This window comes from uncultured Microbacterium sp., from assembly GCF_963521695.1.
GTDB lineage: Bacteria > Actinomycetota > Actinomycetes > Actinomycetales > Microbacteriaceae > Microbacterium.
This window is the reverse complement of sequence record NZ_CAUQWC010000042.1, coordinates 1-18,795: the sequence shown is the minus strand read 5'-3', so window position 1 is coordinate 18,795 and position 18,795 is coordinate 1. Positions and strand designations below refer to the sequence as shown.

At 69.5% G+C, this 18,795-nt stretch carries 17 protein-coding genes and 1 tRNA gene; 10 read left to right on the top strand and 8 right to left on the bottom strand.

What is annotated here, in order from left to right; all coding sequences use genetic code 11:
• The 3 genes from RWP81_RS05135 to RWP81_RS05125 form a co-directional block, all read left to right on the top strand.
• Positions 1-1,015 (top strand): glycosyltransferase family 2 protein (locus RWP81_RS05135; RefSeq protein WP_314453048.1); only part of this gene is annotated, 1,015 nt, incomplete at its 5' end.
• Positions 1,016-1,029: 14 nt separating this feature from the next.
• A complete protein-coding gene (locus RWP81_RS05130; RefSeq protein WP_183420412.1) occupies positions 1,030-1,191 on the top strand; it encodes a hypothetical protein in 162 nt (53 codons plus the stop codon).
• Between the two features lie 247 nt (positions 1,192-1,438).
• A complete protein-coding gene (locus RWP81_RS05125; protein WP_314453042.1) occupies positions 1,439-2,632 on the top strand; it encodes a low temperature requirement protein A in 1,194 nt (397 codons plus the stop codon).
• 205 nt (positions 2,633-2,837) lie between these two features.
• Here RWP81_RS05125 and RWP81_RS05120 read toward each other — a convergent pair whose 3' ends face one another.
• Positions 2,838-3,779: a LysR family transcriptional regulator gene (locus RWP81_RS05120; RefSeq protein WP_314453039.1), complete on the bottom strand. Its 942-nt coding sequence runs from the start codon at positions 3,777-3,779 to the stop codon at positions 2,838-2,840.
• Between the two features lie 125 nt (positions 3,780-3,904).
• On the opposite strand from RWP81_RS05120, the gene RWP81_RS05115 reads away from it, so the two are divergent.
• From RWP81_RS05115 to RWP81_RS05085, 7 genes are all read left to right on the top strand, one after another.
• Positions 3,905-4,894 carry a putative oxygenase MesX gene (locus tag RWP81_RS05115; RefSeq protein ID WP_314453036.1) on the top strand — a complete coding sequence of 330 codons (990 nt, stop codon included), beginning with the start codon at positions 3,905-3,907 and terminating at the stop codon, positions 4,892-4,894.
• A gap of 20 nt (positions 4,895-4,914) precedes the next feature.
• Positions 4,915-5,952: a methionine synthase gene (locus tag RWP81_RS05110; protein ID WP_314453033.1), complete on the top strand. Its 1,038-nt coding sequence runs from the start codon at positions 4,915-4,917 to the stop codon at positions 5,950-5,952.
• A gap of 190 nt (positions 5,953-6,142) precedes the next feature.
• On the top strand, positions 6,143-7,183 hold the full coding sequence (locus RWP81_RS05105) for an aldo/keto reductase (protein WP_314453030.1): 1,041 nt from the start codon (positions 6,143-6,145) through the stop codon (positions 7,181-7,183).
• A gap of 99 nt (positions 7,184-7,282) precedes the next feature.
• Complete coding sequence (locus RWP81_RS05100) at positions 7,283-7,468, top strand: hypothetical protein (protein WP_055956458.1); 186 nt, start codon at positions 7,283-7,285, stop codon at positions 7,466-7,468.
• A 72-nt stretch (positions 7,469-7,540) separates the two neighbouring features.
• On the top strand, positions 7,541-8,377 hold the full coding sequence (locus tag RWP81_RS05095) for a hypothetical protein (RefSeq protein ID WP_314453026.1): 837 nt from the start codon (positions 7,541-7,543) through the stop codon (positions 8,375-8,377).
• Positions 8,378-8,585: 208 nt separating this feature from the next.
• Positions 8,586-10,175, top strand: a complete 1,590-nt coding sequence (locus tag RWP81_RS05090) for a molybdopterin-dependent oxidoreductase (RefSeq protein ID WP_314453023.1) — start codon at positions 8,586-8,588, stop codon at positions 10,173-10,175.
• 114 nt (positions 10,176-10,289) lie between these two features.
• Positions 10,290-11,357: an ATP-binding protein gene (locus tag RWP81_RS05085; protein ID WP_314453020.1), complete on the top strand. Its 1,068-nt coding sequence runs from the start codon at positions 10,290-10,292 to the stop codon at positions 11,355-11,357.
• A gap of 7 nt (positions 11,358-11,364) precedes the next feature.
• Here RWP81_RS05085 and RWP81_RS05080 read toward each other — a convergent pair whose 3' ends face one another.
• From RWP81_RS05080 to RWP81_RS05050, 7 genes are all read right to left on the bottom strand, one after another.
• Entirely contained in the window at positions 11,365-11,943 is a 579-nt protein-coding gene (locus RWP81_RS05080) for an isochorismatase family protein (protein ID WP_314453018.1), read from the bottom strand.
• Positions 11,940-14,228: an efflux RND transporter permease subunit gene (locus tag RWP81_RS05075; protein WP_314453017.1), complete on the bottom strand. Its 2,289-nt coding sequence runs from the start codon at positions 14,226-14,228 to the stop codon at positions 11,940-11,942. The genes RWP81_RS05080 and RWP81_RS05075 overlap by 4 nt, the downstream gene beginning before the upstream one ends.
• A 41-nt stretch (positions 14,229-14,269) precedes the next feature.
• Complete coding sequence (locus RWP81_RS05070; protein WP_314453014.1) at positions 14,270-14,665, bottom strand: hypothetical protein; 396 nt, start codon at positions 14,663-14,665, stop codon at positions 14,270-14,272.
• A 313-nt stretch (positions 14,666-14,978) separates the two neighbouring features.
• Positions 14,979-15,051: transfer RNA gene (locus tag RWP81_RS05065), tRNA-Thr, on the bottom strand.
• A 77-nt stretch (positions 15,052-15,128) separates the two neighbouring features.
• Positions 15,129-15,800, bottom strand: a complete 672-nt coding sequence (gene deoC / locus RWP81_RS05060) for a deoxyribose-phosphate aldolase (RefSeq protein ID WP_314453011.1) — start codon at positions 15,798-15,800, stop codon at positions 15,129-15,131.
• A gap of 44 nt (positions 15,801-15,844) precedes the next feature.
• Positions 15,845-17,368 carry an alpha/beta hydrolase gene (locus RWP81_RS05055; protein ID WP_314453008.1) on the bottom strand — a complete coding sequence of 508 codons (1,524 nt, stop codon included), beginning with the start codon at positions 17,366-17,368 and terminating at the stop codon, positions 15,845-15,847.
• A 14-nt stretch (positions 17,369-17,382) separates the two neighbouring features.
• Positions 17,383-18,561, bottom strand: coding sequence for a DNA polymerase III subunit delta' (locus RWP81_RS05050; protein WP_314453005.1), 1,179 nt, complete (start codon positions 18,559-18,561; stop codon positions 17,383-17,385).
• Between the last annotated feature and the right edge of the window lie 234 nt (positions 18,562-18,795).

The following is an 18,795-nucleotide window of genomic DNA, read 5'->3' as shown; positions in this document are numbered from 1 at the left end:
CAACGAGGAAGCCGGCATCGCCGCCACGATCCAGGGTCTGCAGAACCAGACGTCCCCGCCCGATCACATCGTCGTGATCGCCGACAACTGCACCGACCGCACGGTCGAGATCGCCCAGGCGCACGGCGCCGAGGTCTTCGTCACGACCGGCAACACCCACAAGAAGGCGGGGGCGCTCAACCAGTTCCTGGCAGAGACGCTCCCCCACCTGCGCGAAGACGACGTCGTGCTCGTGCAGGACGCCGACTCGGCCCTCGACCCCGACTTTCTCGAGATCGCGCGCAAGAACCTCCGCGGCCGCATCGGCGCCGTCGGCGGTGTCTTCCGCGGAAGCGAGGGCGGCGGCTTCGTCGGGCACCTCCAGCGCAACGAGTACGCGCGCTACGCCCGCGATGTGCGGCGCCTGCGCGGCAAGTGCCTTGTGGTCACGGGAACCGCCGCCGTGCTGCAGGTCGGCCTGCTGCGCCGGATCGGAGAGGCACGCCTCGCCGGCGAGCTCCCCGCGGGAGATGGCCGAGGCGGCGTCTACGACACGTCGGTGCTGACCGAGGACAACGAGCTCACCTTCGCCATCCGCCACCTCGGCTACGACGTGCTCAGCCCCGCCGGGTGCACGCTCGTGACGGAGGTCATGCCGACGTGGCGCGAGCTGTGGAACCAGCGTCTGCGATGGAAGCGCGGGGCGGTCGAGAACTGCGTCCAGTACGGGCTGACGAGGGTCACCGCGCCGTACTGGGGGCGTCAGCTGCTCACGATGATCGGCTGCGTCATCACCTACATCTACCTCGCCACCATCGTCTACGCGATCGGGTGGGGCAACTTCGCCGTCCAGCCGTTCTGGCTGGGCGTCACTGTGATCTTCGTCGTCGAACGCATCGTCACCGTCCGCGACCGCGGATGGCGGCACATGGTCCTCGCGGGCCTGATGTACGAGCTCGTCATTGATCTCTTCCTGCAAATCGTCCACACCAAGGCATACCTGGACGCGTTGACACGACGTCGACGCGACTGGTGAACGGAGAAAACACCATGTACAACAACATCGCATCGTCCACCGGCGCAGGCGTCGGCGCCGGAGCACTGGCCATGACCGGATTCAACTCGGTGTGGCTCGGCCTCGCCGCCTTCGCCCTGATCGCCGCCGGCACCGCCGTCATGCGCATCGTGCCCCGCCGCACGCGCGAGTCCTGAAGAAAAGACCCCACCCCTAGACGGCCGTCGGCGCGCCCGCGTCGACGGCCGTCGCTCCGTGGACTGCCGACGCCCAGCATCCACCGGCTCTGAGAGACAACAAGCGCCCGCCCCCGAATTCGACGACGACCACCGTGTCGTTCGAAGCGGGCCTTCGTTCGCAGCCGACTCTCACGATCCGAGACACGGACGAAACAAGGGCCCCCTTGAATGCGGGTCACTCGGGCGGCGGTGCGAGGATGTGGACATGGCATTCGGGATGGCCCGGAACGTGCTGCGCCCCGCGGACTCCGCGCGCGCGGATCGCGTGACGTACGTCGAGCTGTTCTTCGACCTGGTCTTCGTCCTCGCGTTGACCCAGCTGTCCGCCTACATTTCCGAGAATCACACGCCACTGGGGGCCTTGGAGGGCGCCGTCATGGTGTGCGCCTTGTGGTGGTCATGGGTGTCGACCACCTGGGTGACGAATTGGCTCGACCCCATGAAGCTGCCCGTCCGCGGGGCGGTTATCGTGCTGGCCTTCGTCGCCCTCGTGATGAGCGTCTCGATCGCCGAGGCCTTCGGCGACCGCGCGTGGGCGTTCGCAATCGCTTACGTCATCCTTCAGGTGGGGCGCACGGGGTTCATCGTCTGGGCGACGATCCGCCACGACCGCGCGGTCGCCCGCGACTTCGCTCTCGTGCTCGGCTGGACGGTCGCCAGCAGCGCCCTGTGGATCGTCGGCGCGCTGCTGCCCCTCACCTGGCAGTTGCCGCTTTGGGCCGCGGCACTCGCTGTCGAACTGGCCGGTACGATTCTGGGGTTTCCTGTCCCGGGCCGAGGCAAAGTGATGCTGCAGTCATGGGATCTGTCCGGCCCCCACATCGCCGAGCGCACAACGCTGTTCGTACTCATCGCCCTGGGCGAGGGGTTGCTCGTCACGGGCTTCGCTTTCGTCGAGAAGGAGTCGTCCACATCATCGATCGCCGCGATGGTGACGGCGTTCGTTGCCGCGGCGGCCACCTGGTGGATCTACTTCGACCACGGCGAGCGCGTCGGCACAGAAGCGATCGAGGCGTCGGATGAGCCGGGCCGGCTCGCTCGCACCGCCTACACCTGGGTGCATCTTCTGATCATCGCGGGCATCGTGCTGATGAGCGTGGGCGACAAACAGATGCTCACGCTTCCCGACCAGCGCGGTCTTTCGACCACGGTCGTGATCGTGGGCGCGCCCGTCCTGTTCCTCAGCGGCACCGTGGCGTTCCGTCGCGTCCTCGAGGGCCGCTGGTCACGACCTCAGCTTCTCGGTCTCCTCGCTCTCGCCGTGCTCACTGGTGCGGCCTCCGTCGTCCCGGTCTTCGATGCGCTCAGCTTGTCGATCGCGTGCGCGATGCTCCTCGTGGGTGTCGCCGCGGGAGAGACCGTCGAGCGCGTCCGTCGCGGCCGTCGCGCCGGCGGATGACCGGTCACGCTGATGATCGATCTCGACCTGAACACCGCCGGGTCTCTGTTGTGCACACCTGGCTCTCTGTCGAGCCGTCTCGTTGCGATATCTCCTCGCGATGCAGGAGGGCGTTCGACCCCGACGACCTAGCCGTGGTTCGTCGCACCGTACGTCATGGCGCGGGACGGGCGCCATCCTGGACAGCGACGACTCATCCCGCTCCTCAGCCGAGCAGCGCCACCCCGAACCCGGCGACCACCTCGCGCACCTCCCCCAGGTAGCGCTGAGCTTGCTCGGTGAGCGGGATGGCACTGCGTCCGATCCATCCGATCTCGATACGCTCGTCGACCTCCAGCGGCACCGCCACGATCTCGGGATCGAGGTCGTCGCTGATGATGCCCGTCGAGATGGTGTAGCCGTCGAGGCCGATCATGAGGTTGAAGATCGTCGCGCGGTCGGACACCCGGATCTCCTGGGGGCTCGACAGGGTCGAGAGGATCTCCTCGGCGAAGTAGAACGAGTTGTTCGCCCCCTGGTCGAACGTGAGTCGCGGCAGGCCGGCGAGGTCGGCGAGGGTCGCGCGCGAACGGGACGCCAGGGGATTCCGTCGCGAGACGAAGATGTGCGGCGCGGCGACGAAGAGCGGGTGGAAGACCATTCCCGAATCGCGCAGCAGCTTGTCGAGCACGTTGCGGTTGAAGTCGTTGCGGAAGAGGATGCCGAGCTCGCTGCGCAGCGTCCGGACGTCTTCGATGATGTCGAACGTCCGGGTCTCGCGGAGCGAGAACTCGTACTCCGCGGCATCCGTCGCCTTCACCATGCGCACGAACGCGTCGACGACGAAGGAGTAGTGCTGCGCCGAGACGCCGAGGAGCCGCCGCGACGGCGGGCGGCCGAGGTAACGCTGTTCGAGCAGCTCCGCCTGCTCCACCACCTGTCGTGCGTAGCCGAGGAACTCGACGCCGTCGACGGTGAGCGTCACCCCGCGGGCGGAGCGGGTGAGCAGATCGCGCCCCACCCGCGTCTCGAGATCACGCATCGCCGCCGACATCGTCGGCTGGGCGACGAACAGCAGGTCGGCTGCGGCGCTGATCGATCCCTCAGCGGCCACCTCGATGAAGTACTGGAGCTGCTGCAGCGTGATACCGCTCATCCGCTTGGCCATAGGTCGAGGCTATATCAGGGCATAGCGTCACGGAATTACCCGATGCCCCCTCTCGCACCGCACGATGAGGGGACTGACTTCTTCGAGACCCGGCCGGTCTCCCCGCTCCCCGGATAGGCATCCCCATGTCGAACGACATCACGTTCCGCATCACCACCACCCGTTTCGACGAGGACTACGCACCCGCCGAGGGATCGCGCGTCACAACGAACTTCGCCAACCTCGCCCGCGGGGAGGGTCGTCAGCAGAACCTACGCACCGCGCTGTCGATGATCGACCGTCGCCTCAACGACCTCGCGTCCGACGACCCGGACGGCGAGCGGTATCGCGTCGAGCTCGACATCGTGTCGGTGCAGCTGCAGTTCGCCGACGGCGCCGACGAGGAGTTCCCGGTCATCGAGGTGCTCGACGTGCACATCCTCGACACGCACACCGGCGAGCGCCACCAGGGCATCGTCGGCAACAACTTCTCGTCCTACCTGCGCGACTACGACTTCAGCATCGTGCTGCCCGCAGCGCAGGCCGCCGCGGGCGGATTCTCGGTGCCCGCCGACTTCGGCGACCTCCACGGCAAGCTGTTCTCGCACTTCCTCGACTCCGCGGCCTACCGCGAGCGCTTCCCGCTCCCGCCCGTCATCTGCATCAGCGTCTCGACCAGCCGCACCTACCACCGCACCGGCGTCGTTCACCCCGTGCTGGGCACCGAGTACGCGCAGGATGCCACCTCGTCGCTGACCGACGAGTACTTCGGCAAAATGGGGCTGCAGGTGCGCTACTTCATGCCGCGCGGCAGCGTCGCGCCCCTGGCGTTCTACTTCCGGGGCGACCTGCTCGCCGACTACACCGATCTGCAGCTGGCCGGCACGATCAGCACCATGGAGACCTTCCAGAAGATCTACCGCCCCGAGATCTACAACGCCCGCGTCCCCGCGGGCGAGGTCTACCGCCCGAGCCTCGAGGCGGCCGACTTCGAGCCGACCGAGGTCACGTACGACCGCGTCGAGCGCAGCCAGCTCGCCGTCATCCAGGGCCGTTACGCCGAGGAGCACTTCGTGAAGCCGCACCGCGCGATCCTCGACCAGTGGGCCGCCGACTACGCGCTGGCCGCCCGATGACCCGCGAAGGATCCACCGCCGTGTCGACACTCCTCCCTACCTCCACCGTCGGGAGCCTCCCCAAGCCCGCGTGGCTCGCCAAGCCCGAGGTGCTGTGGTCGCCTTGGGAGCTCGAGGGCGATGTGCTCGTCGAGGGCAAGCACGACGCCCTGCGTTCTGCGGTGCAGGAACAGGAGCGCCGCGGCCTCGACATCATCAGCGACGGCGAGCAGACCCGTCAGCACTTCGTCACGACCTTCATCGAGCACCTCGAGGGCGTCGACTTCGAACACCGCGAGACGGTTCGCATCCGTGACCGTTACGACGCGAGCGTACCGACCGTCGTCGGAGCCGTCAGTCGTCGAGGTCCGGTCTTCGTCGAGGATGCCGCGTTCCTTCGCGCGCAGACCGATCGGCCCATCAAGTGGGCGCTCCCCGGCCCCATGACGATGATCGACACGCTCGCCGACCGCCACTACCGCAGCCGCGAGAAGCTGGCGTGGGAGTTCGCCACCATCCTCAACCAGGAGGCGCGCGAGCTCGAGGCCGCCGGGGTCGACATCATCCAGTTCGACGAGCCCGCCTTCAACGTCTTCTTCGACGAGATGAAGGACTGGGGCGTCGCGGCCCTCGAGCGTGCAGCCGAGGGCCTGAGCGCCCAGACGGCCGTGCACATCTGCTACGGCTACGGCATCAAGGCGAATACCGATTGGAAGGCCACACTCGGTTCGGAGTGGCGACAGTACGAGGAGTCGTTCCCGTTGCTGCAGCAGTCCACCCTCGACATCGTCTCGCTCGAGAGCCACCGCTCGAACGTGCCGATCGACCTGATCGAGCTCATCCGCGGCAAGAAGATCATGCTCGGCGCCCTCGATGTCGCCAGCGAGCGCATCGAAACGCCCGAAGAGGTCGCCGAGACCCTGCGCCACGCGTTGCAGTTCGTCGACGCCGACAAGCTCATCCCCAGCTCCAACTGCGGTATGGCGCCATTGCCCCGCCAGGTCGCGTTCGACAAGATCAGCGCGCTCTCCGCCGGTGCGCAGCTGCTACGCGACGAGCTGGCCGGCGCCGCATCCTGACCGACGCCTCGATCGAAACAGGCGGACGCCTCGATCGAAACAGGTGAGGGGTGCCGCGGCATCCGGGCCGGGGGTGGGCTCGGCACTCGGGGTCGACAGGATGCGATGACGCCCTGGTCTGCCGGAGAGCGCGCACCGGGGCGGGCATGGCAGAGTCGAGGCATCCCGCTTACGCCATTCGAGGAGCACCATGCCCATCGACGCCGATGACCCCCGCCTGACCTCTCCGTTCGAGGCCGCCGCCACCCGTTACGACGACGTGCCCTTCCTGCGCGCAGGCTCGAGCGGCATCCCGCTCTCCCGCATCTCGCTCGGGCTGTGGCAGAACTTCGGTAGCGCGCGTCCGCTCGACACGCAGCGCGAGATCCTGCGGCACGCGTTCGACCGGGGTGTCGTACACATCGACCTCGCCAACAACTACGGTCCGCCATACGGGGCGGCGGAGTCGACCTTCGGAACCGTTCTCGACAGCGACCTGCGTCGGTACCGTGACGAGCTGTTCGTCTCAACCAAGGCCGGGTACGACATGTGGCCCGGTCCCTACGGCGACGGAGGGTCGCGCAAGTATCTCGTGCGCTCGCTCGAGCAGAGCCTGACGCGCATGCGCACGGACCATGTCGACGTGTTCTACTCGCACCGCGTCGACCCCGACACGCCGATCGAAGAGACCGTGCACGCGCTCGCCGACATCGTGCGCAGCGGCAAGGCCCTCTACGCCGGCATCTCCAACTACCCCGCCGACCTCACCCGCCGTGCGCACGAGTTGCTGGCCGCCGAGGGCGTGCGCCTGTTCATCCACCAGCCGCGGTACTCGCTGTTCGACCGCACACCCGAAGCGGAGCTGTTCCCGACGCTGCGCGAGCTCGCCGTCGGCAGCGCCGTGTTCTCCCCTCTCGCGCAGGGCCTCCTCACCGCGAAGTATCTCGACGGGACCGTGCCCGCCGACTCGCGCGCTGCCGACAGCCGCTTCCTCGACGCCTCGGCGCTCACCGACGACTACCTCGAACGCATCCGCGGCATCGACGGCGTCGCCCGCGAGGCGGGGCTCTCGATCCCCCAGCTCGCGGTCGCCTGGGTGCTGCGCGACCCGGTCGTGACCACCGCGATCATCGGAGCCTCGCGAACGAGCCAGATCGACGACGCGGTCACCGCGAGCTCCACGCCCCTGCCCGACGACGTGGTCGCAGCCCTCGAACCGTTCGCGGCCGCAGTGGGCGAGCGCATCGCCTGAATCCCGGCACAGCACACCCGAACGTGCGGCGCAAGCGTGGCGGCATCCGTAGGCCGATCCTGTCTGCTGGAGTCTCCAGACGCGAGAGAAGGAGGCGCCATGGGTGTCGGACGATGGATCGGAACCGGAGCCGTAGGACTGGCCGGGGCTGTGCTGGCACGCACGGCGATCGGGCGTGCGGTCGCCGCGGGCACCGTCGCGTATCGGGTGTGGAACGACCCGAAGGTGCAGAAAGTACGGCGCCGGGTGGTGACCAAGCTCGCCAAGCAGCGTCGCGCGCGCTGACCGGGCGGCGTTCCCCTCGCGTTCACCGCGGTCTCGTAACCTGAGGCCACCGGAGCGCGAGGGGAGCCACGGATGCCGAGGTCGCTGGGGGCACGGATCGGCATCGGTGCGGCGGTGGTCGGTGTCATCGCCGTGGGAGGGGCGGGGGTGGTCCTCTTCGGCGTGACGGTTGACGAGACCCATTTCGATCGCCCGAGCGCGGAGTTCGACGCCCTGCGGACCGAGATCGCGACCGTCGATGGTGTCGAGGTCGTGGGGAGCGAAAGGTGGGTGGAAGCACCGACGTTCTCGGACCTATCGTCCTCGATGTCGGTGACGGTCCGTGCCGACGCGCTCCCCGACCTGCTCGCTCGTGTGTGCGAGAGCACCTACCCGGATGCCGTGTCGTGGGCGATCGAGGTCGACACCGCGGCCGAGACGCGCGTCACGCTCTTCTCCGACGCCGCGCACGGGTGCCCCGCGATCGGCTTCGACCCGACACCCGTGGTCGCCGAGATCGACCGCGTCGCCCCGGGAGTCCAGGTGCAGGCGGCCGTGATGGACAACGGGATGTTCTCTCTGTTCGCGATGGAGAACGGCTTCGAAGAGCTCGTCCCCCTGGTCGCGCAGGCCGAGACAGTGCGCGACGCGGCGGAGCTGGCTCCCGGCGGGGCGGTCGAGGTGGCGGCGACTCGCCTCGGCGTAACCGTCGGCCCCGGGGAGGGACCCGCCTATGCGGCCCTTCTCACGCGACTGATAGACGACTACGGCGTGACGTATTTCTCGGCGGCCTCCGGCGGCACACCCATCGACGGCGTCGAGAAGGTGCAGCTGGCCGCGCCCGAGCGGCATCACGCGGCCGTGGAGGCTGCGATCGCCCGGTCGGCCCTCCCCCTCACCGCCCTGCCGGTCGCCTTCCTTCCGGAGTGAGTCGGGGGCGACGGGCCGAAAGCTCGCGCCACGGCATCGACGAAGACCAGCGTGCCGGTGATGGCACCCCCTCCCGCTCGGTACCGAGCCCCCGTTCATGGCGGCGATGCACGACCGCGCCGCGCGGGCCTGGCATCCGATCGCCCCTCCGCTCCGAAGAAGAAGCGAGACGGAGTTGCGCGTGCGTGGCACCGGAAACGAGGATGCAATGACCACCGACACCGCGGCCCGCACCGATGACGTGACGAGAGTGCGCCGCCCGCACGCGTGGATCTGGGCGGCCATCGCCGGCATCGCATCCGCCGCCGTTCTCCTGGCCGTCGCGGAGCTGTTCGCCGCGCTCGTCGCGCGCTCGGCCAGCCCGGTGCTCGCGGTCGGTTCGTTCATCGTCGACATCGTGCCGCGCCCGCTGAAGGAACTCGCGATCACGCTGTTCGGCGAGACCGACAAGATCGCCCTGCTGGCGGGCGTCGGTGTCGGCGCGGCCGTCGCCGCCGCTGCGGCCGGCATCGTGCAGTACCGCTTCCGTCCGGTCGGCGCGGTGCTGATCGGCGTCGGCGGAGCGCTCGCCACCGCCGCCATCATCACCCGCGCCGGAGCCGGAGCCCTTGCGTGGCTGCCTCCGGTGCTCGGCACGATCGCCGGGATCCTCGTCCTCGTCTTCACCGTCGGGCGCCTGAAGCGGTGGGTCGCCGCCGCCCGCGAGAACGACGCGCGGACCGCCGGCACGAACCGCCGTCAGTTCCTGCTCGTCACCGGCATCTCGACCGTCGGCGCCGTCATCGTCGGCGTCGGCTCGCGCCTCCTCAATGCCGCCACCTCGTCGGTGGCCGCGGCACGCGACGCGCTGCGGCTCCCCGCGGCTCGCTCCACCGTCACGGTCCCCGACGGGGCGAGCTGGCAGATCGACGGCCTCACGCCGATCATCACCCCCAACGACGACTTCTACCGCGTCGACACCGCGCTGACCGTCCCCAACGTCGACCCGACCACGTGGAGTCTGTCGATCGACGGCATGGTCGACAGCCCGATCGAGCTGAGCTTCGACCAGCTGGTCGAAATGGGCCTCGACGAGTACGGCGTCACCCTCACCTGCGTCTCGAACGAGGTCGGCGGCGGTCTCGTCGGCAACGCCATCTGGACCGGCGTCCCCATCCGTGACGTCCTGCGCATGGCGGGCGTGCAGGCCGACGCCGACATGGTGCTGTCGGAGAGCGTGGACGGGTACACGGCATCCACTCCCCTGTCGGCGCTGACCGACGAGAACCTCGACGCCATCTTCGCGGTCGCGATGAACGGCGACCCGCTGCCGTTCGAGCATGGCTTCCCCGTGCGCATGGTCGTTCCGGGCCTGTACGGCTACGTGTCGGCGACCAAGTGGGTCACCAGACTCACCGTGACGCGCTTCGATCGCGACGAGGCGTACTGGACGCCGCGCGGGTACTCCGCCGAAGCGCCCATCAAGATGTCCTCGCGCGTGGACACCCCCAAGATCGGTTCCCCCGTCACCGCCGGTGCGATCGTCATCGCCGGCATGGCCTGGGCACAGCCCGTGGGCGTGGCGAAGGTCGAGGTCAGCATCGACGACGGCGACTGGCAGGAGACCCAGCTGTCCACCCCCATCAACGACCAGTCGTGGGTGCAGTGGAAGCTGGACTGGAACGCCGACCCCGGTTCGCACTACATCGCGGTACGCGCGACCGACAAGCAGGGCAACCTGCAGATCCAGGACCAGGCCCCCATCGCCCCCGACGGATCGAGCGGCTGGCAGCGCACGCTGGTCACCGTCTCGTCGTAACGGAGCAGACGGGCACCGGCGTCACGGTGTCAATCGCTGTCCGACGAGGCGCCGACTCGGGCATGATCGCTGTATGCCTTCCGTACGCACCCTGCTGACCGGCGGTGTGCGCGCGTGAATGCCGTACCCGCCCCACACGCGCTGACCAGCATCCGACGCTCGGTCCCGCGCGATTGGGACGAGCAGGTCGACCTGTTCGCGATCGTGAAGCTCGACAGCGGCGGCTTCGTGCGCGGATGGAACCTGGGCGCGGAACGCATCAAGGGCTACACCGAAGAGCAGATCATCGGATGCCACTTCTCGCAGTTCTACCGTGAGGACGCGCGTCTGCGCGGCGTTCCCGACCAGCTGCTCGCCGCCGCTCAGCGCGACGGACACGTCGAGGACACGGGCTGGCGTGTCCGTAACGACGGCAGCGAATTCTGGGCGCGCGTGACCATCTCAGCGATCCGCAACGATCAGGGTCAGGTGCTGGGCTTCGTGAAGATCGTGCGCGACCTCTCGAGCGAGAAGCGGGCGTCCGACGACCGCGCCGCCGCCCGGCGTGCCGTCGCCGAAGATCTGCTCTCCCCTGCGACGGCGCTGCGCGAACACCTCGCGCTGCTCCGCGAAGAACTCGGTCCCGACCATCGTGTGCTGCGGCTCGCGTCAGAGGCGGGCGATCGCATCCTCACGGTCGCCGAGACGCTCGGGGGCGTTGCCGACGCCCACGTTCGACAGGGCCGGCGGAGCGAGACCTTCGCCATGGTCGCCCGCGACGCGGTCTCGATCGTGCTCCCCGGTGACACCCACGGCCGCGTCGTGTTCGGACAGATGGATGCCGTGCCCGTCTGCGCGGACGTGCGGGGACTGCGCAACGCCGTCGCGCACGTGCTCGAGAACGCCGCCAAATACTCCGACGACGTCATCGATGTCGACGCCTACGAAACCGACGAGGGCGCCGCCGTGCGCGTGCACGATCGTGGCCGCGGCATCCACGCCGACGATCTGGTCACCATCATGCGGGGAGGCCGCCGCGGACGATCCGGCGATGCGGAGGACGGCGGTCACGCAAGCGGGCTGACGAACGCGCAGCGCATCGTCGGCGAGCACGGTGGCATCCTGCGCATCACCAGCGTCCCGGGAGAGGGGACGACCGTGACGATCACGATCCCCCGCACCGACGACTCGCTGTCGTGCTGACCGGGGTTCAGCCCTCGGACACGGCCAGTTGTGCTCCTGCGGCGGCGATCTCGGCCAGTGCAGCGTCACTCGATTCGGCATGGACGCCCGCGACGAGATCGGTGAGCACGCGCACGCGGCGTCCGGCCGCCAGCGCGTCGAGAGCCGACGCCCGCACGCAGTAATCGGTGGCGATACCGACGACGTCGATGTCACGGATGCCATGGGCGTCGAGGATCTCCGCCGCGGTCTCGCCGTCGTCCGACACGCCCTCGAAGAGCGAGTAGGCGGGCTTGCCCTGCCCCTTCTTGAGGTGGTGGGTGACGCGCGTGATGTCGAACACGTCGTCGTACGCGGCGCCATACGTGCCGCCGACGCAGTGCACCGGCCACGTGTCGACGAAATCGGGCTCGGCCGAGAAGTGCCCGCCGTTGTCGTCGTCGCCGTTGTGCCAGTCGCGCGAGGCGACGACGAGCGCGTACTCGACGGCGTGGGCGTCGAGGTAGCGCGAGATGCGCTCGGCCACCGCGTCGCCTCCCTCGACCCCGAGGGCGCCGCGCTCGGTGAAATCGTTCTGCACGTCGACGATGAACAAGGCCCGGGTCATGCGTCGAGCCTACGCGCGCGCCGTCCGGCCATGCCTCGCTCGGGGACGTCGCGGCCGGACGCGTCGGCATCCCTCCGGCCCAGCTTCGACGGCCACCAGATCCGGCGCCCGAGATCGTAGGCGAGCGCCGGCACGAGCAGGGAGCGCACGACGAAGGTGTCGAGCAGCACCCCGAAGGCGACGATGAAGGCGATCTGCGCGAGGAACAGGATCGGGATGACGCCGAGGGCGGCGAAGGTAGCGGCCAGCACGAGGCCCGCCGAGGTGATGACACCGCCGGTGGCGACGAGGCCACGCAGGATGCCGGGTCGGGTGCCGTGCGCGAGCGACTCCTCCCTCACACGCGACATGAGGAAGATGTTGTAATCGACCCCCAGGGCCACCAGGAAGACGAACCCGTACAACGGCACCGACGGGTCGGCGCCGGCGAAGCCGAAGACGCCGTCGAACACCAGCGCACTCACCCCGAGCGCCGCGCCGAACGACACGATCACCGTGCCGATGAGGATGAGGGGCGCGACGACCGAGCGCAGCAGTGCCATCAGGATGAGCAGGATGACGACGAGCACGATCGGGATGATGAGCGTGCGGTCGCGGATCGAGGTGTCGACCGAGTCGATGTCGGTCGCCGTCACACCGCCGACGATCGCGGTGTCTTCGCCGAGCTCGGCGGTCAGAGTCGCGCGCAGCTCGCGCACCGTGTCGTCGGCGGCCGCCGAGTCGGCGGTGTCGGCCAGTGTCGCCGCCACCAGCACCTCCCCGTCGGAAACGATCGGGGCGGGGGCGGGGGTTCCGGGAGGACCGAGCGCGGTGGTCTGCAGAGTGCCGTCGGCGGCCGTGACGGGCGCCTGGCCGCCGGGCGCATCGGACGAGAGGATCCCGATGCTGTCGATTCCCGAGGTCCGCTCGAGCACGGCGACCGCCTCGGCGGCGCGGTCCTCCGGCACCAGCACGTAGGCCGGGCTTCCCGAACCGCCCGGGAAGTGCTCGGCGAGCGCAATCTGGCCGTCGCGCGCCTCCGAGGCGCCGAGCACCAGATCGCTGGCGGGCACGCCGTCGGCGCGCAACTGCGTGACACCGACGCACGCGGCCAGCAGCACGAGCGTGCACACGATCCACACCGGGCGCGCGCGACGCGCGACGAAGCGCGCCTGGCGCGGCCAGAGACCCTTCGCGGGTGCGGTGAGATCGGCGGGCAGCGCGGCGGCTCCGGGCTTCGGCGCGAAGGGCCAGAAAGCGGCGCGGCCGAAGAGCGCGAGCAGCGCGGGCAGGAAGGTGAGTGCAGCGAGCACGGCGAACGCGATGCCGATCGAGGCGATCGGGCCGAGAGCACGGTTGGTCGCGAGATCCGACAGCAGCAGGCAGAGCAGTCCCGCGATGACAGTTCCCCCCGACGCGAGGATGGGCTCCACTGCTCCCTTCCACGCTCGCACCGTTGCATCCCATCGACGCTCGCCCGCCCCGATCGCCTCACGGAACCGCGCGACGTAGAGCAGGGCGTAGTCGGTGGCGGCGCCGATGACGAGGATGAACAGGATGCCCTGCACCTGTCCGTTCAGAACGACGATGCCGGCGAAGGCGAGCCACCACACCGTCAGCAACGCGACGCACAGTGCGAACACCGATGTCAACAGCACGAGGATCGGCAGCAGCGGCGAGCGGTACACGATGACGAGGATGACGAACACCGCCGCGAGCGCCACGATCAACAGCAGACCGTCGATACCGAGGAAGCCCTTCACGAGGTCGGCCGTGAAGCCCGCGGGGCCGGTGACCCAGGCGTCGACACCCCCGGGAGCCTCGCTGGCGACCACCTCACGCACTAGCTCGACCACCTCGCGGACTTCGCCGGAGCTGTCGATGGGCACGAAGATCTGCGCCGCCTGCCCGTCGGCGGAGACGACCGGCGGGGAGGCGTCTCCGGCTACCCCGTCGATGGCGGCGATATCGGTGGCCAACGTCTGAAGCGACGCGACCTGGGAGTCGCTGAGGGCGCTGCCGTCTGCGGTGGCGGCCACGACGATGGCGGGAATGGTGTCGCCGCCGGTGAAGTCCGTCAGCCGCTCGCTCACCCGCGTCGCGTCGGCCGACTGCGGCAGGAACGACGACTGATCGTTCGTGGCGACCTCATCGACCTTTCCGAAGAACGGCCCACCGATCGACCCTCCGATGACCCACAGCAGCACGAGCAGGCTCGGGATGCCGATCCGGAGCCAGCGCGAGACGCGGCCAGCGCCGTCGGAGCGCCGCGAACGGCGGAGGGTGGGGCGGGGCGAGTCGGACATATAGCTAGCTTATCTAGCTAGATGCGCGTCGCGCCAATCTCTTAGCCGCGGACGAACAACATCACGATCGATACGACGAAGGCCACGAGTCCCAGCGCCAGGACCCCTGCCGCCAGCAGGGACATGAATCGCACGAGCGGCGACGATCGCGTCAGGCGCATCCGGTGCTCGCTCCCCCGCCGGTAGAAGATGTCGATCATGTCGGCGGGTCCAATCTTGGCATCGTCGTGCGCCGACAATGCCGCCTCGTTCACGCCCCCGTCGTGGTCGAACCACCGCACGACCCGGCCCTCGTCGACACGCTCCACCACGGCCCGGGCGGGGAGCCACGTGCCGTCGGCGAGCAGGAGGAACACCGCGGCGAGGGCGAGGAGCAGCCCCGCGCCCAGGCCCACCCACGTGAAGATCTCGATGAGGGCGTCGATCGCGTTCGACACGGGAACTCCAGCAGGTAGCGGACGGGCACGACCGTCGTGGGGGCGGATTGTCAGCCTACCGGTCGGGTCCGCCGGTCCCCGCGCGGGGCCTGCGGTCGCGCGCACCCGATGAGCGGGCGCCGGTGCACGATGGTCCGTCGGGACGACAGCCACCGCGCGCCGTGCCCGCGCCTCGGGCGGAAAGCCGGATGGCGGAAGGCGGATGGCGGATGCCGGATGCCGGATGCCGGATGCCGGATGCCGGATGTGGGATGTGGGATGTTACCGACGACAAAAAGGCCCCCACCCGGTGGAAGCGGGTGAGGGCCTTCGGAGCCGCCTAAGGGAATCGAACCCTTGACCTATTCATTACGAGTGAATCGCTCTGCCGTCTGAGCTAAGGCGGCACGTGCGCGCTGTCGCGTGCACGATCATCGAGTTTACATGCTCCAGCGCGCTCGGACGCACATGCCCGATGAGGCGATCAGTAGTCGCCGCTCGCGGACCTGTCGGCGAGGATGTCGCGGCTGGACGACAGGCCCAGGCGCGTCGCCCCCGCGGCGATCATCTGCTCGGCGGCGGCGCGCGTGCGCACGCCACCCGAGGCCTTCACCTCGGCGCGATCGCCGACCGTGCGCTTCATCAGCTCGACCGCGTGCACGCTGGCGCCGCCGGCCGGGTGAAACCCCGTCGAGGTCTTGACGAAGTCGGCTCCGCAGGCGACCGCCGCCTCGCACACGGCAACGATGGCCTCGTCGCTCAGCGCCGCCGACTCGATGATGACCTTGAGCACGGTCGGTGCCGGGGCGGAGTCGCGTACGGCGCGGATCTCGGCTTCGACGAGGTCGTAGCGCCCTTCGACGGCGGCACCGACGTCGATCACCATGTCGATCTCGTCAGCTCCTTGCGCGACCGACAGGGCCGCCTCCGCCGCCTTGATCTCGGCGTGGTGCTTGCCGCTGGGGAAGCCGCAGACGACGGCGAGCTTCAGACCCGCGGGCACCTCCACCGGCAGGAACGACGGCGAGATGCACACGCTGTAGGTGCCCAGCTCGGCGCCCTCGGCGATGAGTCGTTCGACGTCGGCGCGGGTGGCCTCGGGCTTGAGCAGGGTGTGGTCGATGTACGTCGCCAGGTCGGCGGTGGGCGCGGTCATAGGGGTCTCCTCGGGGTGTGACGAACCAAGCGTAGGTGAGGTCGCTACTCGCAACGCAGCCCCACCTCGGGGACGGTGCCGTCGACGAGGTAGTCGTCGACCGCACCGTTCACGCAGGCGTTGCCCTTGTTGTAGGCGAGGTGGCCTTCGCCGACGTAGGTGACGAGCACGCCCTGCGAGAGCTGCTCGGCGAGCGCCTGCGCCTCGGTGTAGGGAGTGGCCGGGTCGCCGGTGGTGCCGAGGACGACGATGGGCGGCGAGCCGGGCGCGGTGATCTCGGCGCGCGTCCCCGTCGGGGGCGCGGGCCACGCGGCGCAGGGGTCGGGACCCACCCAGTAGGGAGCGACGACGGGGGCCTCCTCCGCGAGTTGCGCCTCGAGCGCCTCATCGTCGGTGTCGGCCTCGTCGGGGTAGTCGACGCAGTTGTACGCGCGCAGCGCCTGAAGGGTGTTGCTCGGGTACTGCCCGTTCTCGCGGCCGTTGTAGAAGTCGGCCAGTTGAAAAGCGACCGACGCATCACCGTTCTGCGCATCGGTGAGGGCGATGCGCAGATACGGCCAGCTCTGGTCGCTGTACAGCGCGGCGAGGACGGCCGTCACGAGGGTGTCCGCGCCGAGGCTGCGGCCGTCGCCGTTTGTCAGCGGCCGGGCGTCGACCCGCTCGAGCAGCGCGGTCAGATCGCTCAGCGCGTCGTCGACGGAGCCGGCGAACGGGCAGTCCGAGCGCGTCAGACAGTCGGCCATGAAGGCGCGCAACGCGTTCTCGAAGCCCACGGCCTGCGCGATGCCGCTCGCACTGCCGGCAAGGCTCGGATCGATGCCGCCATCGAGCACCATCCGTCCGACCCGTTCGGGGAACAGGCCGGCATAGGTCGCTCCGAGCAGCGAACCGTACGAGAACCCGAGGTAGGAGAGCTTCGCATCGCCCAGCACCGCGCGCAGCAGATCCATGTCGCGCGCGGCGTTCTCGGTCGAGATGTAGGGAAGGATGCCGTCGCTCCCCGCCTCGCACGCCTGGGCGAAGTCAGCCTGCCGCTGCTCGAGAGCCGCGTTGCGTTCGTCGCTCCCCCGCTTCCCCGGCGGGATGTCGTAGAGGAAGGCGTCCATACCGGACGCGTCGTAACAGCTCACGGCCGACGACTGACCGACACCCCTCGGGTCGAATCCGATCACGTCGTAGGAGGCGGTGAGGGTCTCATCGGCAACGAGCGACAGCGAGTCGCGCACGGTGTCGACCCCGCTCACGCCCGGTCCTCCGGGATTTGTGAGCAGCGAACCCAGCGGCTCGCCCGACGTCGCACGATGGCGGATCACCGCCAGCTGCAGGTCACCGGCCGACGGATTGGCGTAGTCGCGGGGGGCGGTGACCGTCGTGCAATCGAAGCCGGCACTGCCGCAGTCGCTCCACGCCAGCGTCTGGCCGTAGTACGACAGGAGGGACGCCTCGACGCCGTCGGTCTGCGGGGCGAGAGAGCGCCCCGTGTCGGGCGCTATCGGCGGGATCTGGGCGTAGAGGCACCCGCTCAGCACGAGGGCCAGACCCGCCATCCCCGCGAAGACGGCGGTCATGCGGCAACGCAGGCTCACGGCGCCGACCCGTTCGCCACGGTGATCATGAGGCTCTCGAGTGCCAGCAGCGGAGCGGCGTTCTGCTCGAGGTTGCGGCGTGTGACCGAGATGCGATCGAGCACCCCGAGCGTGCGGGAGGGCGTCCACTCGGCCGCGAGCGCGCGCAGGGCGTCGATCCGCTCGCTGTTGACGAGATCGCCCTCTCGGCCGTACTGGATCATCACGACATCGCGGAACAGCGACTGCAGGTCGGTGAGCACCCGGTCGATACCGTCGCGGAGGCTGCGGGTGGCCCGGCGCTTCTGGTCGTCTTCGAGGGCGTTGACCTGCCCGCGCACCGACGGCGGCACGGCGGCCCCCTCGACGACGCCGAGCATACGCAGCAGCGACCGGCGCTCCTCTTCGTCGCGGGCGGCGGTGAGGGCCTTGGCGTCGTCGGTGGCCAGGCGCACCATACGACCCGCGACGTCGACGGCGTCGCCGATACCTCGCACCGCGAGGACGGCGGCGAGCGTCTCGGCACGGCGTGCCCGTGCGTCGTCGTCGGTCGCGAGTCGTTGGGCCATGCCGATGTGGCGCTGCGCATGGCGAGCCGACTCTTCGGCGATCTCGGCGGAGACGCCGGTACGCTCGACGATCAGCGCCGCGACATCGGCGACCGACGGTTCGCGCAGCCGGAGTACCCGCACCCGTGAGCGGATGGTGGGCAGCAGGTCGGCGTCGCTCGGCGCACAGAGCACCCAGACGGTCTTCTCGGGCGGTTCCTCGAGTGCCTTCAGAAGCACGTTGGAGGTGCGCTCCGACATGCGATCGGCATCTTCGACCACGATCACGCGGTGCCGACCGAGCGACGGCGCGAACGATGCGCGCTCCACGAGGCGACGGGCCTCGTCGATCCTGATCACGACCTGTTCCGTGCGAAGCGCCGTCAGATCGGGGTGCGTGCGCGCGAGCACCTGCCGTTGGGCACGCTCGTCGCCCGGGTCGGCGATGAGCGCGGCGGCGAACGCGTAAGCGAGGGTGGAGCGCCCCGACCCCGGCGGACCGGTGATGAGCCACGCGTGCGCGAGGGAGGAGGGGGTGGATGCCGCCGAACGCAGCGACGCGACGGCCTCGTCTTGCCCCCATACGGCGTCCCAGGGGAAGGGCGCCGCGCCGACGGCCTGCGGGGACGGATCGAGGGCGACGGACATGGGCTCCAGCCTAACCGCGGGGTCCGACACCGCCGCTGGCGTTCGGCTGTGCAAACCCTCGGCGCCGTGGGCGGGGAGCACCGCAGCTGCCGTCGCAGCCGGGACGGTGGAGCCGGGACGGTGGATGCCGTGGCGCGTCGACCGCCGCGGGGCGTTCCGTCGGGCGCCGGGCGTCGAGTGGCGGGCTGCGGGCGTCGAGTGGCGGGAGTCGAGGGTCCGGCGCCGGGCATCGAG